17 protein-coding genes and 1 pseudogene are annotated in these 13861 nt (G+C 70.7%); 7 read left to right on the plus strand and 11 right to left on the minus strand.

Annotation, left to right across the window (positions count from 1 at the left end):
• Positions 1-171: 171 nt before the first annotated feature.
• Genes ACYVIP_RS30175 through ACYVIP_RS30185 form a run of 3 tightly spaced genes read right to left on the minus strand, consistent with a single transcriptional unit; the run spans position 172 to position 4405 of the window.
• A complete protein-coding gene (locus ACYVIP_RS30175; RefSeq protein ID WP_460402428.1) occupies positions 172-2025 on the minus strand; it encodes an EAL domain-containing protein in 1854 nt (617 codons plus the stop codon).
• Positions 2022-3035 (minus strand): alpha/beta hydrolase, encoded by a 1014-nt coding sequence (locus ACYVIP_RS30180; RefSeq protein WP_460402430.1) that lies wholly within the window; start codon positions 3033-3035, stop codon positions 2022-2024. Before ACYVIP_RS30180 ends, ACYVIP_RS30175 begins: the two co-directional genes overlap by 4 nt.
• Before the next feature lie 50 nt (positions 3036-3085).
• Positions 3086-4405 (minus strand): cytochrome P450, encoded by a 1320-nt coding sequence (locus ACYVIP_RS30185; protein ID WP_460402432.1) that lies wholly within the window; start codon positions 4403-4405, stop codon positions 3086-3088.
• A 188-nt stretch (positions 4406-4593) separates the two neighbouring features.
• Here ACYVIP_RS30185 and ACYVIP_RS30190 point away from each other — a divergent pair, with 188 nt between their 5' ends.
• Positions 4594-5385 carry an SAM-dependent methyltransferase gene (locus tag ACYVIP_RS30190; RefSeq protein ID WP_460402465.1) on the plus strand — a complete coding sequence of 264 codons (792 nt, stop codon included), beginning with the start codon at positions 4594-4596 and terminating at the stop codon, positions 5383-5385.
• Positions 5386-5431: 46 nt separating this feature from the next.
• Positions 5432-6469, plus strand: a complete 1038-nt coding sequence (locus ACYVIP_RS30195; protein WP_460402434.1) for an alpha/beta hydrolase — start codon at positions 5432-5434, stop codon at positions 6467-6469.
• 59 nt (positions 6470-6528) lie between these two features.
• On the opposite strand, the gene ACYVIP_RS30200 is transcribed toward ACYVIP_RS30195, so the two are convergent.
• Positions 6529-6936 carry an SRPBCC family protein gene (locus ACYVIP_RS30200; RefSeq protein ID WP_460402436.1) on the minus strand — a complete coding sequence of 136 codons (408 nt, stop codon included), beginning with the start codon at positions 6934-6936 and terminating at the stop codon, positions 6529-6531.
• Between the two features lie 148 nt (positions 6937-7084).
• Here ACYVIP_RS30200 and ACYVIP_RS30205 point away from each other — a divergent pair, with 148 nt between their 5' ends.
• Entirely contained in the window at positions 7085-7270 is a 186-nt protein-coding gene (locus ACYVIP_RS30205) for a hypothetical protein (protein WP_460402438.1), read from the plus strand.
• 69 nt (positions 7271-7339) lie between these two features.
• On the plus strand, positions 7340-8446 hold the full coding sequence (locus ACYVIP_RS30210) for a phospholipase D-like domain-containing protein (protein ID WP_460402440.1): 1107 nt from the start codon (positions 7340-7342) through the stop codon (positions 8444-8446).
• A 10-nt stretch (positions 8447-8456) separates the two neighbouring features.
• Here the strand turns inward: ACYVIP_RS30210 and ACYVIP_RS30215 are convergent, their stop codons facing one another.
• From ACYVIP_RS30215 to ACYVIP_RS30235, 5 genes are read right to left on the minus strand one after another with little or no spacing between them, the layout of a single operon-like run.
• The gene (locus ACYVIP_RS30215; RefSeq protein ID WP_460402441.1) at positions 8457-8867 is read right to left on the minus strand and encodes a VOC family protein; all 411 of its coding nucleotides are present in this window, start codon (positions 8865-8867) and stop codon (positions 8457-8459) included.
• Positions 8864-9724: an AraC family transcriptional regulator gene (locus ACYVIP_RS30220; protein ID WP_460402443.1), complete on the minus strand. Its 861-nt coding sequence runs from the start codon at positions 9722-9724 to the stop codon at positions 8864-8866. Before ACYVIP_RS30220 ends, ACYVIP_RS30215 begins: the two co-directional genes overlap by 4 nt.
• Before the next feature lie 48 nt (positions 9725-9772).
• Positions 9773-10126: a VOC family protein gene (locus tag ACYVIP_RS30225; protein ID WP_460402445.1), complete on the minus strand. Its 354-nt coding sequence runs from the start codon at positions 10124-10126 to the stop codon at positions 9773-9775.
• Positions 10127-10178: 52 nt separating this feature from the next.
• On the minus strand, positions 10179-10562 hold the full coding sequence (locus ACYVIP_RS30230) for a VOC family protein (RefSeq protein WP_460402447.1): 384 nt from the start codon (positions 10560-10562) through the stop codon (positions 10179-10181).
• A gap of 11 nt (positions 10563-10573) precedes the next feature.
• The gene (locus ACYVIP_RS30235) at positions 10574-11422 is read right to left on the minus strand and encodes an SDR family oxidoreductase (protein ID WP_460402449.1); all 849 of its coding nucleotides are present in this window, start codon (positions 11420-11422) and stop codon (positions 10574-10576) included.
• A gap of 112 nt (positions 11423-11534) precedes the next feature.
• On the opposite strand from ACYVIP_RS30235, the gene ACYVIP_RS30240 reads away from it, so the two are divergent.
• Positions 11535-12131, plus strand: coding sequence for a TetR/AcrR family transcriptional regulator (locus ACYVIP_RS30240; protein WP_460402451.1), 597 nt, complete (start codon positions 11535-11537; stop codon positions 12129-12131).
• 90 nt (positions 12132-12221) lie between these two features.
• Positions 12222-12908 carry a winged helix-turn-helix transcriptional regulator gene (locus ACYVIP_RS30245; RefSeq protein WP_460402453.1) on the plus strand — a complete coding sequence of 229 codons (687 nt, stop codon included), beginning with the start codon at positions 12222-12224 and terminating at the stop codon, positions 12906-12908.
• A 7-nt stretch (positions 12909-12915) separates the two neighbouring features.
• On the opposite strand, the gene ACYVIP_RS30250 is transcribed toward ACYVIP_RS30245, so the two are convergent.
• Positions 12916-13041 (minus strand): hypothetical protein, encoded by a 126-nt coding sequence (locus ACYVIP_RS30250; protein ID WP_460402455.1) that lies wholly within the window; start codon positions 13039-13041, stop codon positions 12916-12918.
• A gap of 82 nt (positions 13042-13123) precedes the next feature.
• On the opposite strand from ACYVIP_RS30250, the gene ACYVIP_RS30255 reads away from it, so the two are divergent.
• Complete coding sequence (locus ACYVIP_RS30255) at positions 13124-13639, plus strand: hypothetical protein (protein ID WP_460402457.1); 516 nt, start codon at positions 13124-13126, stop codon at positions 13637-13639.
• On the opposite strand, the pseudogene ACYVIP_RS30260 reads toward ACYVIP_RS30255, so the two are convergent.
• Positions 13628-13861 (minus strand): annotated as a pseudogene (locus tag ACYVIP_RS30260) (MerR family transcriptional regulator); the annotation flags it as partial. The gene ACYVIP_RS30255 and the pseudogene ACYVIP_RS30260 overlap by 12 nt on opposite strands.

Here is a 13861-nt window from a genome sequence, read left to right on the forward strand (position 1 = left end):
TACAGTCGTGCTGGACTACGGATCGAGCGTGGCGGACCCTGGTGGTCCGTTGCAGCGCCTCTCGACCTCCCCCCAACGATATCGGACCGTGACAAGTGGGCGAGCGCACGCTCACATTCCGGAACCCCCACCAGGCAAAATGTAAATGTGACGAACATCTCGTTTGGTCACTCAGGGCTTGGCCGCGTCCGTGAACAGCGTGGCGATGTCGGCGGCGTCGTCGGTTCCCGGGGAGGAGAACGCCGGGCCGGTCGCGATGTCCGCGTTGGCCGCCTGCCACCAGGCCACCTCCCGCCGGCTGCGCACGCCGTCGACCCACACCGGCAGCCCGGCCAGGTGGGTGAGCGCGACCAGCCCGGTCAACGCCCTGGCCGCCACCGAGTCCGTGGCGCTGCCGACCGCCCTGGACACCAGCCGTGGGCTCAGGCGGACCGCGTGCAGCGGGAGATCCTCCAGGTGCACCGCGTCGCCAGCCCCGCCACCGAAGTCGTGCACGCCGGTGCGCACGCCGGCGGCCGCGAGCGAGGTCAGGTTCGCCGCCGCCCGCTCGCGCCCGGTGAACACCTCGGCCGCCGGCATCGCGACCAGCAGCCGCTCGCCGGGCAGCGCGGTGTCGTCGAGCACGCCGAGCACGGTGTCGACCAGGTCGGGCCTGCTCGCCTGGTTGGGTGAGAGGTTGACCGCGAGCGGCAGGTCGGAGCCGGACGCCGTGCTCCACGAGCGCAGCTGCGCACTCGCGTTGTGCAACAGCCACGGACCGAGCTGCTGGCTCAGCCCGGTCCGTTCGGCGAGGTCGACGCACTGGTGGCGTGGTTGGCCGGCGCGCTCGGCGGCCCGCCAGCTGACGAACGCGTCGACCCCGACCGGGTTGCCGTCGGATAACCCGATCCGCAGCCGGTAGCCGACCTTGACCTGCCCGGACTCCCAGGCGCCTGGCATGGTCGCGGCCAGGCGCAGCAGCCCGCGGTCCGCCGCGTGCTCGTCCGGGGCGTGCAGCACCCACTGACCAGGGCCATTGCGTTTCGCGTTGCGCAGCGCGAGCTCCGCGGCGTGCAGCAGCTCGGCCGGCTCCGCGCCGTGCGGCGGGCGCTGGACAACCCCGATGTTGGCGGTGGTCGCCAGCCCGGTCTCCTCCTCGACGTAGGTCGGTTCGGCCAGCGCGCGCTCGATCTCGCCGACCACCGCCGCCGGCTCGGCCGTGCCCTCGCGCAGGATGGCGAACTGCGCGCCGTCGAACCGGGCGACCATCGCCGCCTCCCCGGCCGCCACGCGGATCCTGGCCGCGGCCGCGCGCAGCAGCAGCTCGCCGCGCTCCCGGCCGACGCCGGCGGTGATCAGCGGGAAACCGTTGAGCGCCAATCGGTACAGCGTGATCGGGTCACCGGAGTTGAGCACCTCCTCCAGCCGGGTGGTGAAGAACTGCCGGTTGGGCAGGCCGGTGAGCGGGTCGTGCAGCAGTTGGTGGCCGAGCTGGCGTTGGAGCAGGGACAGTTCGGTGGACACCTCGTCCAGCGAGCTGGCGCGGGCCTCGGCGTCGGCGGTCGCCTTGCGGGCCACCGCGAGCAGCGCGCGGCACATGCTGTCCTGCTGCTCGGTGGTCCGGCGCCGGATCGCCTCGGCGAAGCCACCCGAGACCGCGCCGAGCACCCGGACCACCCGCTCGGCCAGCCGGTCGAGGCGGCGCAGGTCCTGGTCGGCCAGCAGCGCGGGGGCGAGCACGTCGACCGTGCACTGCAGGCTCTTGCGGTCGACGCAGTTCAGCTTGACCAGCCGGGTGCCGACCTCGGCCGCGGTCTCGGCGGCGTCCTCGGTGTCGCCGGCCACCGCGGCGAACACGGTGTCGACCAGCTCGCGCAACGGCCGTTCGAGATCGGTTGGCACCAGCGGGATGTAGGCGGTCATGCTGATCAGGTAGGCCCACTTGCGGGTGAGCTTGACCCGGGCGCGGTCGCGCTCGGCCGGCGACCGGCCAGGACGGTCCGCCGCGAACGGATCGTCTGGTCGCGGCGCCGGCAGCGGGGTCATGCCGGGCTACCGACCACGCGGTCCGCCCAGCGCACGACCGCGGCGTGGTAGCCGGGCGCGTTCGGCGCGTAGTTGAGCGAATGGCCGTAGCCGTCGACCACATGGGCCGACAGTCGCGCCGCCGGCGCGTAGAACGGTTGCTCCGAGCGGAGAAGCCGGGCCGTCGACGCGCAGTCGGTGGCCAGCGGGCCGCAGAAGGTCGGGTCGCCGGCGGCCATCACGGTGAGCACCGGGACGTCGACCAGCCGGGTGTAGGGCAGCACCGTGCCCAGCAGCGCGCCGTCGACCAGCTCGCCGGCCGCCACGACGTCCTTTGTGGACTCGTCGGCGGCCTCGACCGCCGGGTCGTAGGGGCCAGGTCGGTGCAGTGAGGAGAACCGGGTGCCGGGGCTGGTGGTCAGGTAGCCGGGATCCGGGGTGCGGCCGGCGAAGGCGGGGTCGAGCGCGGCCGGGATGAAGGTGGCGAAGATCGGCACCAGGCCGAGCACGTTGAGCCGGTGTCCCATCGCGGTGACCAGCACGCCGTCGACGTCGCGGTAGTTGGCCGCCACGACGATCGCGATGGCCGAGCCGAGCGAGTGGCCGCCGATGAGCACCCGGTCGAACCGGGGACTCCGCTCGCCGGCGCGCAGTGCCTGGACCACCTGGTGTACCGCCGCCGCCTGGGTGAGCACGGTCAGCAGCACGCTCGGCGGGGTGGAGCTCTGCCCGGTGCCCAGCCGGTCGATGGCCAGCGTGGCGTACCCGGCGCGGTTCATCGCCTGCCGGAACGAGCGGGTCTGCTGGTGTACGCCGATGTCCCAGTAGTCGCGGTTGTACAGCCCGCCGGGCACCAGCACCTGGACGGTGCGCGCGCCGCCCGCCGGGGTGCACAGCGTGCCGGACACTGTCTGCGCCAGTCCGGCGACCGACACGGGGAAGCGCAGTTCCCGGCAGGAGGTCTGTTGTTGGGCCTGCGCGGTGGCCGGGACGAGCAGCAGCCCGACGAGCAGCGCGACGAGCGTCGGCACGCCGAGACGTGTTGGTCCACAGTGGATCCGGAGCAAGATGAGCCGGCCCTTCAGGTTCGCGGCACGGCGGCCAGCGACAGCCGTGCGGGATAGGCGGTTGAGGTGTACTTCACTTTGGTCGGCCGGCTGGGAACCGGGACCAGCCGCCAGTTGGCGGCGACCGTGGCGACGGTGATCACCATCTCGGTCATGGCGAACGCGCTGCCGACGCACTGCCGGTTGCCGGCGCCGAACGGGAGGAAAGCGCCGCGCGGCACGTCGTCCGCACGCTCCGGGGACCAGCGGTCCGGGTCGAACCGGCTGGGCTCGGGGAACGACCGCGGGTCGAAGTGCAGCGCGTGCGGGCTGATGGTCACCTCGGTGCCCGGCGGGATCGCGCTGCCGGCGAGGTCGACGGTGTCGGTGGTGCGGCGCATCAGGATCCAGATGGGGTACATCCGCAGGGTCTCGTTGATCACCTGGCGGGTGTAGGTCAGCTCGGCGACGTGATCGCTGGTCGCCGGTCCGCCGGCGAGCACCGTGTCGATCTCGGTGTGCAGCCTGGTCTCCACGTCCGGGTGCCGGGCGATCTCGTGGAACAGCCAGGCCATGGCCAGCGCGCTGGTCTCGATGCCGGCACTGAGCAGGGTGACGACCTCGTCGTAGGCCTGCTCGTCGGTCATGCCGTCGCCGCCGTCGTCGCGGGCCAGCAGCAGCATCGACAGCAGGTCGCCCCGGTCGGTGCCGGCGGCCCGCCAGTCGGCGATGAGCCCGAGCACGACGGCCCGCATGCCGGACACCGCGCGGTCGAACCGCCGGTTGCCCAACACCAGCAGCTTCTCCACGAACGCCGGCGACAGCGCGCGGACCATGCCGTGCCGGACGACGACCGGCAGGGACACGCGGGCCTGCTCGATCGCCGCGCGGCCGAACTCGGTGCCGAACAGCGCCTCGCCGACGATGGTCACCGCGAGGGCCTGCATGTCCTCGTTGATCTCCCGGATCTCGCCCGGTCGCCAGCTGTCGGTGAGTCGGGAGACCGCGTGCCGCATGGTGTCTGCATAGCGGGCTATCCGCTGGTGGTGAAAAGCGGGTTGGATCAACCGGCGTTGTCGCAGGTGAAAGGCACCGCTCGAGATCACGATTCCGTTTCCGACGAACGGTCGGAATTTGTCAAACATGGCGCCCTTCTCGAAAGCGCCACCATCTGTTACCAGTACCTGATGGGTCAACTCCGGGGTGGTGACGAAGTAGACCGGCAGCGAGCCGAGGTAGATCCGCACCAGCTCGCCGTTGGCGCGCAACGCGGAGGTGAACTCGAAGCGGCGGCGCAGCATCGCCGGGGTATGGCCGAGAACGGGCCACCGCCCCGGTGCCGTCGGAACCACCATCAGTACTCCTCGGCCAGCGTGGGGAGACAACAGTAGAGGTCAGCTGGTAGTAACCAACAGCGGCCAATCGGGTGGCAGATGATGACACTTTCGGGTTATTAAGGCATGCTCCACCGTGGTTCCCCCTCCCCATCACAAAACGGAAAAGCAGGTGTTTCGCAGTGACATCGCAGGACTGGGTTCCGCGCATGGTCGACACCACCGCGCCGAGCGGCGCGCGTACTTATGACTTCCTGCTCGGTGGCAGCCACAACTTCGCCGCCGACCGCGAGATGGCCGACAAGGTGGAGCGCGCGGTGCCCGGAATCCGGGACGCGGCCAGGTTGAACAGGGCTTTTCTCGCCCGCGCTGTCCGGTTCATGGTCGGCAGTGGGGTGCGCCAGTTCCTGGACATCGGCTCGGGCATCCCGACCGTTGGCAACGTGCACGAGATCGCCCAGCAGGCGGATCCGCGGTGCCGGGTGGTGTACGTCGACATCGATCCCATCGCGGTGGCGCACAGCGAGTTGATGCTGGTCGACAACGAGCGCGCGACGATCGTGCAGGCGGACATGCGGGCGCCGGAGAGCGTGCTCGCCGAGCGGACGCGCCAGTTGCTGAACTTCGACGAACCGGTCGGCCTGCTGTTCCTGTTGGTGCTGCACTGGGTGCCCGACGAGGCGGATCTGCCGGCGCTGGTCGCGCGGTACCGCGAGGCGCTCGCGCCCGGCAGCTACCTGGCGATCACGCACATGACCGACGACCTGCAGCGGGACAAGATCGGTGCGGTGGCGGGGATCGTGGCCAGCAGCCGGGGCGACGGCCAGGTCTTTCCCCGGACCAGGGCCGAGATCGGCACGATGTTCGGCGACCTGGAACTGGTCGAGCCGGGTCTGGTGCCCACCGGGACCTGGCGTCCCGGTGGCGCCGGCGACATCACCGACGACCCGGAGATGAACGAGTTGTCCTTCGCCGGCGTGGCCGCCAAGTCCGCTTACTGAGCGAATTCCGGGCCACGCCGCGAGGGTCGTGCGCTAACTTCCGGCCATGGCCAAGAATATCGCCAGCGGGCGATTACTCAGTGCTCTTTGCGTGCTCCCACTTCTCGCGGTCCTCGGCGGCACCTCGGCCGCCGAGGCGACCGAGGAAATCAGCTGTACGAACGTGACCCTGCCGGTGGCCAGCGTGGTGGACGGGCCGGCGGACGTCGCGGTCTCGGCGACGCTGTGCCGCCCGACCTGGCAGACGCCGACCACGGTGCAACTGCTCGTGCACGGCGGTACCTACACCAGGGCTTTCTGGGACTGGCCCCAACAACCGGACACCTACTCGTACATGCGCGCCGCGGTGCGCGCCGGCTACGCCACGCTGGCCGTCGACCGGATCGGGCACGGCACGAGCACGAGGCCGCCGAGCGCGGAGGTCACCATTCCGCGCGGCAACACCGCATTGCACGGGGTGGTCACCCACCTGCGCGCGGGCATTGTCGGCGGTATCCCGTTCCAGCGGGTGGTGTGGGTCGGGCACAGCATCGGCGCGGTGCACGGTTACGAGTACGGCGGCCGGTTCGACGACGTCGACGCCTATGTCTTCACCGGCAGCGCGCACTTCATGAAACCGTCTTTTCTCGGCCTGATGACCAACAACCTGGTGCCGCCGGGTGCCGACGCCGGTTATCTGACGACGGTGCCCGGTTCCCGCGACGACCTGTTCTACCGCGCGGCCGTCGCCGATCCCGCGGTCATCGCCCAGGACGAGTCGCTGAAGGACACGCTGACCAACGGCGAGGTGGTGTCGGGTCTGGCGCTGCTCAACGTGGCGCCCGCGCAGTCGCCGACCCAGCGGATCGACGAGCCGGTGTCGGTGTTCATGGGGGAGTTCGACAACCTCGTCTGCGGCGGGCCGGACGGGATCACCTGTACCAAGGCCGCCGTCGAGGCGATGGAGGCGCCGTACTTCACCAACGCCGCCCGCCTCGACGTGGCGACGATATCCGGTGCCGGGCACGCACACCTGCACCTCAACGCGCCCGCGCTGTACTCGGCGATGCTGAACTGGACCAGGACGGTCGCCCCGCCGGTATGACGCGCGACCGCTGACTGTCCACCTGAACCGTCTGTTGTGGACAGTCAGCGGCAGGCTGCTCACGCGGTGACAAAGGCGGCGAGGCCGTCCAGGAGCATGCCGCTGCCCTGCTCGGACTGGTCGCGGTCCGCCGCGTTGTCGAAGGTCTGGGAGATGGTGATCGTGGTGCGGTCGCCGTCGGGGCGCAGCTCGACGTTCATCAGGGAGAGGTCGTCGCGGCCGGGGGCGTGCATGCCGATCACCAGCCGCTGGTGCTCGACGACCTCGGTGTAGCTGCCGGACAGGGGGATGCGCGCGCCACCGGGGATGACCATCACCGAACTCCAGGCGCCGCCGGGGCGGACGTCGAGGGCGACCTCCTCGGCGCTGGCCCAGGTGCCGTAGTCGGCCGCGTCGGTCCAGGCGCGCCAGACGGTGTCGACGGGGGCGTCCAGTTCGCGGGTGAGGGTGTAGTCGAAGCCGGTCATGGTGGATCTCCTTCGTCGAGCGGGTTCGTTGGGGAAATCATATGGTAATGATTCGTGACAGTCAAGATTCGTGACTATTTCACCGCTCCTCGGTCCGCGATGCAACCCACCTGTGGTCCGCGCGCGTTTGTAGTGATGTGAGGCGGAAGTGAGTGTCGAGGAACTGCTCGCTCGAGCGCGCGCCGAGCTCGCGCGGGTCCACGTGCGCGATGTCGACCAGCAGCGGCAGGGGGGTGCGCTGCTGGTCGACATCCGTCCCTACCGCGTCCGGATGGCCGAGGGGGAGATCGCCGACCTGCCGAGTGTTCTCGGCGGCTCGACGGCCATCAGCTGAGTCCCGCGAGGTCTCGCCCTACGCGGCCGGCCGGCGGTAGGCTCGCTGCCGGCATGGGAGGAATTCACCATGAGGCTTCGGGTTCTGTTGGTGAGCGCCCTGGCGCTCGTCACGCTGATCGTCCCCAGTTCGCCGGCATCGGCCGCGGTCACCCAGGGCGCGGTGTTCAACGACCCGACGACGCCGGGCAGGCAATATGCCATCCGCGACCACCTGCGGTCACTGATCCAGGGCGCGGCAAGCGGTTCGCGCATCCGCGTCGCGATCTACCACTTCAACGACGCGCTGATCGCCGCCGACCTGGTGGCCGCGGCCGACCGCGGGGTGGACGTGCGGATGGTGCTGGACCACTCCACCTCGACCACCGGCCCGGCACTGTCGGTGATCCAGGCACTGGGCGGGAAAGCCGTGGTGTGCACGCAGAACGCCGCGTGCATCGGCAACAAGGGCACGCCGATCATGCACAACAAGTTCTTCCTGTTCTCCGACACCGCCGGCTCGACGAACGTCGTCGTGCAGTCGTCGGCCAACCTGACCAGCGGCAACGCCGAGACCTACTGGAACAACGCGGTCACGCTGGTCGGCAACACCGCGCTGTACAACGGCTATCTGTCCTACTTCGACGACCTGGCGGCCAAGGCCAAGAACGGCGACTACTACCGGACGGTGTCCGCCGGCGCGGTGAAGGCGTACTACTTCCCGCGCGCGGGCACGAACGAGTCGACCGACACCGTCTACAACATGCTGACCGAGAACGTGACCTGCGAGGGCAACACCTCCACCGGCACCGCGACCGGTCGCACCATCATCCGGATCGCCATGTGGTACTTCAGCCGGGACGACATCGCACGGCGACTGCGCGCGCTGGCCGACCAGAAGTGCTGGATCGAGGTCGTCTACACCACGCTGGACGCCGGCAGCCGCGGCCACCTCACCGGCCACGACCGGATCGTGCTGTACCAGCTCGACGGCGACCACATCGTGCACTCGAAGTACCTGCTCATCGAGGGCACCTACGCCGGCGAGCAGGACACCAGGTGGGTGGTGACCGGCAGCCACAACTACACCAACGCCGCGTTGCGCGAGAACGACGAAGCCATGATCAGGATCAGGTCCGACCCGATCCATGACCAGTACCGGAGCAACTTCCTGGCACTGCGCGCCGCGGCGTCGTGATGGCCGGGCGTCAGGCCGACGGCTCGCCGCGGTAGGTCCCGAAGGACCAGAGGTTGCCCTCCGGGTCGGCGATGGTGAACTCGCGGTTTCCGTAGTCCTGGTCGGCGAGCTCGCGGACGATCGTGGCGCCCGCGCCCCGCACGCGTTCGTACAGCGCGTCGACCTGGTCGGTGACCACGTACATGCCGGCCGAGCCGATCTCCCGCATCCACGCGTTGTTCGGCCGGTGGGAGCCGAGCATGACCCCGCCGCCCTCCGGCCAGTCGAGCTGGGCGTGCGCCACCAGGTCGCCGTCGGCGTAGACCGCGGTGCGGACGAAACCGACGGTGTCGACCAGGAAGTCGATCAGCGCGGGCGCGTCCTTGGCCTGCAGTGTCGGCCAGACGGTCGGTGGCGGTGTGTTGTTCGGTGTGGTGTTCATGATTCCCATTCTTGGCCGACCTGGCCCGCGCCGGCTTGGATGTTCTGGCGTTCCTCGGCCAGCCAACCGGTCGGACTGGTGCCGACGAACTGCTGGAAGTCGCGCACCAGATGGGAATGGTCGAAGTAGCCGCACGCGGCGGCGACGCTCGCGATGTCCGGCGCCACGCCGCTCCTGACCGCGCGCGCCAGGTGCTGGCGCGCGTTCTCGAAGCGCATCAGCCTGGACGCCGTCTTGGGTGAGACGCCGAGCTCGGCGCGGAACAGCGTGGTCAACTGGCGTTGGCTCAACAACACGTGCTGGGCCAGGCCCGTCATCGACCCGGTGCCCCGGTGCCAGGCGATCCACTTCCAGGCCGCCATCACCTCGGCGCGGGCCGGCCTCGGCCGGCTCGCGGCCTGCCGGGCACGCAGGTAGCGCTCCAGGGCGGCGAACCGCTCCGGCCAGGTGGCCAGCTCGGTGAGCTGGGCCCGCAACCGGGTCGCCGACTCGCCGAGCACGTCGGCGCCCTCGGTGGTCAGCAGGCGCAGCTCGGCCGCCGGCAGGCCGAACAGGGCGCGGGCGGCGAGCGGCCGGACGGCCAGCTGGATGCCGGACTGCACCACCGGTTGCGCGATGTAGGCCGGGCTGGTGTGCAGTCCACCGAGGACGATCTGGTTGCGGTAGGCGTCCTGGCTACGCGCGTGTGCTGGCGACAGCCCGGTCACGATCGGATCGTCCAGACTGAACACCACGGTCAGCGCGGGCGAAGGCAACCCCCGGTGCAGCACCGGTTCTCCCTGCGTCCGGTAACCCACCGCCGACACCACCGCGTCGCGCACCAGGGGCACGCTGACGAACTCCTGCTCGACGTCCATCGACATCCACGGTATCCCCGGCGGCGCGCCGCCGCACCGATCCGCTGGTCAGGCCAGGTGCGCGAGCACGTTGACCACGGTGCCGCCCGGATCCTCCACAAAGAACCGCCGCACGCCCCACGGCTCGTCGGTGAGCGGGTAGACCACCCGCAGCCCGCGCCGGCCGGCCTCGGCGTGCGCCGCGTCGACCAGTGCCGGCTCGCCGAGGTCGATCCCGAAGTGCGGCTGCGGGTGCTCCATCCCCGCCGGCGGGATGAGCACCTGTGCCGCCGGGTTGTCCGGCGAGCGCAGGCCGAGGACCGGGTCGGTCATCGCCACCTCGAGCCCGAGCACCTCGACGTAGAAGTCCCGGGAGGCATTGAGGTCGGCGCCGCCGGCGTAGGGCACGATTCTGCTGATCATCGGTCCACCATCGCAGCCACCGGCCCGGCCGGCTTGGACGAATCGGCGCCGGTCAGTCCCCGGTCGCCCATTCGACGAGCTGGAACACGACCCCGTTGGGGTCGGTGACCTGGAGCAGCCGTTCACCCCACGGCTCCTCCCGCAGCGGCATGGTGATGTTGGCGCCTTCGGCTCGCAGGCGTTCCTGTTCGGCGCCGATCCCGGTCACGGTGAAGGCCACGATCAGGCCACCGGCCGGCTGGTCGCGTTGCTCGGCCGGCAGGACCTCGGTGCCGCGCTGGAGCAGGACCAGGTCGGCCGCGGCGTCGTCCCGGCTCATGGCGACGAAACCGTCGGCGGCGTGTGTCTGCCGGTAGCCGAGGTGGGTGGTGAGGAAGTCGCTGGACGCGGCGATGTCCTCGACGGTGAGCGAGATGGTGGTGGCGGTGATGTTCATGATCGGCTCCGTCACTGGTTGGGGGCGGGTACGGCGTGCTCGGCGGCGCGGCTGACCTTTTCCCAGCCTGACCAGGTGCGCATGCGCTGCTCGGACAGGTCGAAGGCCAGGTCGTAGACCATGCTGCCCAGTAGGAGCCGCAGCGGCGGGTCGTCGCTGTCGACCAGCGTCAGCATCGCGTCGGCGGCCAGCCGGGGCTCGCTGTCGATCGAGTCCTCGGCCCACTGCCGCGCCAGCTCCGCGCGCAGCGGGTCGTAGTCGGGGTTCGGGGTGGTGGCGGTGGCGCTGGTGTAGAGGTCGGTCCAGTAGCCGCCTGGCTGGACGATGGTGACCTTGACGCCGAAGGGCGCCGCCTCGGCGGCCAGGGCCTCGCTCATGCCCTCCAGCGCGAACTTGCTCGCGCTGTAGAGCCCGGTGCTGGGGAATCCGCCGAGCGCGCCGATGCTGGAGATCTGCACGATGTGCCCGCCGCCCCTGGCGCGCAGCGCGGGCAGCACGGCCTGGCTGACCCACAGTGCGCCGAAGAAGTTGACCTCCAGCTGCGCGCGGGCCTCGGCCTCGGTGAACTCCTCCACCATGCCGCCGACGAGGATCCCGGCGTTGTTCACCACGATGTCGAGCCGGCCGAAGCGCTCGAGTGCCTCGGCGACGACGGCGAAGACCGCCGCGCGGTCGGTGACGTCCAGGCGCAGGGCCAGCAGGTGGTCGGGGTGGCTGGTGATGAGTTCGTCGAGGGGTGAGAGGTCGCGGGCGGTGGCGACGACCCGGTCGCCCCTGGCGAGCGCGGCCGAGGTGAACGCCCGGCCGAGTCCTCGGCTGGCCCCGGTGATGAACCAGACGCGCGGTCCTGAGGTGGTCATGAGAGTCCTTCCGTTACGAGACGAACCGTTGCGTCTCGTTAGGGACTGTAAGCCGGATCGACCGATCCGTCAAGACGGACCGTTTCGTCTTGTTGTTTGCTAGGTTGACCGGGTGTCGACGAAGGCCTCCCCGAACCCCGGCCGCCGCAGCGAGACCGCGCGCCGAGCCATCCTCACCGCCGCGCTCGACCTGGTCGGCGAGGTGGGGTACACGAAGCTGAGCATCGAGGGCATCGCCACCGCCGCCGGCGTCGGCAAACAGACCATCTACCGGTGGTGGCCGTCGAAGGGCTCGCTGCTGTTCGACGCCTTCCTCACCCTGGCCGGCGACGGCGAGGCCGCCGCCCTACCGGACACCGGCGACCTCGCGGCCGACCTGAAGCTGGTCCTGCGGGCCACCGTCGACGAGCTGAACGACCCGCGCTACGACCAGCCCATGCGCGCCCTGCACACCGAGATCGTGCACAACCCCGCCCTGGCCGCCGACTACCTGGATCGGCTGGACGGACCGATGCGGGAGCTGAAGAAGCAACGCCTGCTGGCCGCGCGCCGAGCCGGGCAACTGGCCGAGGACATCGACCTCGAGGTGGCCGTCGACCTGCTGTTCGGCCCGGTGCTCAACCGCTGGCTCCAGCGCACCGGGCCGCTGACCGGCGAGTACGTCGACCAGCTCGTGGACACCGTGCTGCACGGGCTCCGGCCCCGCTAGCGGCGGATTGTCAGCTACCTGTCAGGTGGATCGGCCGGGAAACCGCAGAGGATGACGGGAGGCCGATCGACCAGGGGAGCGACACGTTCGATGCACCGCTACGAACAGCACTGTCCGATCGCCAGGGCGGCGGAGGTGCTGACCGAACCGTGGACCCTGCTCGTCGTCCGGGAGCTGCTGCGGGGGAGTACGCGGCGCGCCGACCTCGCGCGAGGACTGCCGAAGATGTCCGCGTCGCTGCTGCGCTCGCGGCTGCGCGTCCTGGAGCACCACGGGGTGATCACCCACGACGCGGGCGAGCGCGGCGAGCGGAGCTACCGGCTGACCAGCGCGGGCCACGAGCTCCGGCCGATCGTGGAGCACCTCGGCCAGTGGGGCCGGCGGTGGCTGGACCGGCCGAGGATCGGCGACCTCGACCCGGAGTTGCTCGTGTTCGACATCTGCCGGGAGATCGACAGCGCCCGGCTGCCGGTCGACCCGCTCACCGTCGAGGTCGACTTCGCCGACGCGCCGCAGCCGCGCCGGTGGTGGCTGAGCCTGTCGGCCGCCGGGGTGCTCGCCGACCAGAACGTCCAGCCCGACGCGGCGGTGCGGGTCAGCTGCACGCTCGGCGCGCTCGCCGGCGTGTGGCTCGGGCATGTCAGCTGGCTGCAGGCGGTCCGCGAACGGATCATCATGCTCACCGGCGACCGGGCCGCGGTCCGGGTGCTGATCGACTGCCTCGGCGTCAGTCGCTACGCGCCGGGTCCGGTCATGGACGGGACGTCGCGTACATGATCCGCTGCTAGGCGCTGGTCGCGCGCCACCGCCCGTCGGCGTCGGTCTGCGGCAGGCCGGTCGCGCCGTCCATCGGCCACCGGGCCACCCGGCCGTTGAGGTCCGTACTGCCCTGGTCGCCGTTCGCATACATCGCTGGTCAGCGGGGGTGTTGGCAGTCACGTCCGCCCGGTTCCGGTGCGGTGGACGGCACGTACCTGGAATTCTCGGTGCCCATGAACACCTACCGACGGCCGCCGCGGTGGATCAGCTGGTGTGCCTACGGCGCGTTTCTCGCTGCCCTGCCAACGGCTCTGTGGCGGATCGTGCTCGCCGCCGGACCGTCGCTCGGGACCCCCGACCGGTGGCGTGCGGCCCAGGACATCCCCGGCACCGGCACCTGGTACGTGCTCGGCCTGTCCGTCTTCCAGCTCATCGCGGCCGCGTGTTCGTTCGCGTTCGTCGTCGACGCCCGCCGGCTCACGCCGCGCTGGGCACCCGGGTGGGCCCGCCGCCGGGCCGAGACCCTGATCGGTGTCTTCGGGCTCGTCGGCGCGGCGCTGCTCACGATGATCGTCGGCATGTCGGTCGTCGCGTGGGACAAGGTGGACCCGTTCGCCGGCCAGGCCTACGACGGCTGGGCCTGGCTGTGCCTTGGCGCCTACCTGTGCGCCGCGCTCTGGCCGGTCCTCCTCGCCGCCGCGTCCGTCGGCCACCTCGGTCGGCTCCGCCGACGGGTGTCAGCCGACTGAGCTGTCGAGCGCGTCCAGCAGCCAGGTGTGCGTGCGGCCCAGCGGCGCCGGCTCGCCGGTGATCTCGCCGGCCAGCTGCCAGTAGCGGCGCAGCCGGGGGTGCCGGTCGGCGGCGGTGCGCCGGTTCAGCGCGTGCCGGAACCGCGGGCTGTCGTGGGTGTTGAGCGCGGCCGCGTGCGCGGCGACGAACCCGTCGAGCGCCGGCCCCGGCGTCGGCCAGGA

This window comes from Actinophytocola sediminis (assembly GCF_054779715.1).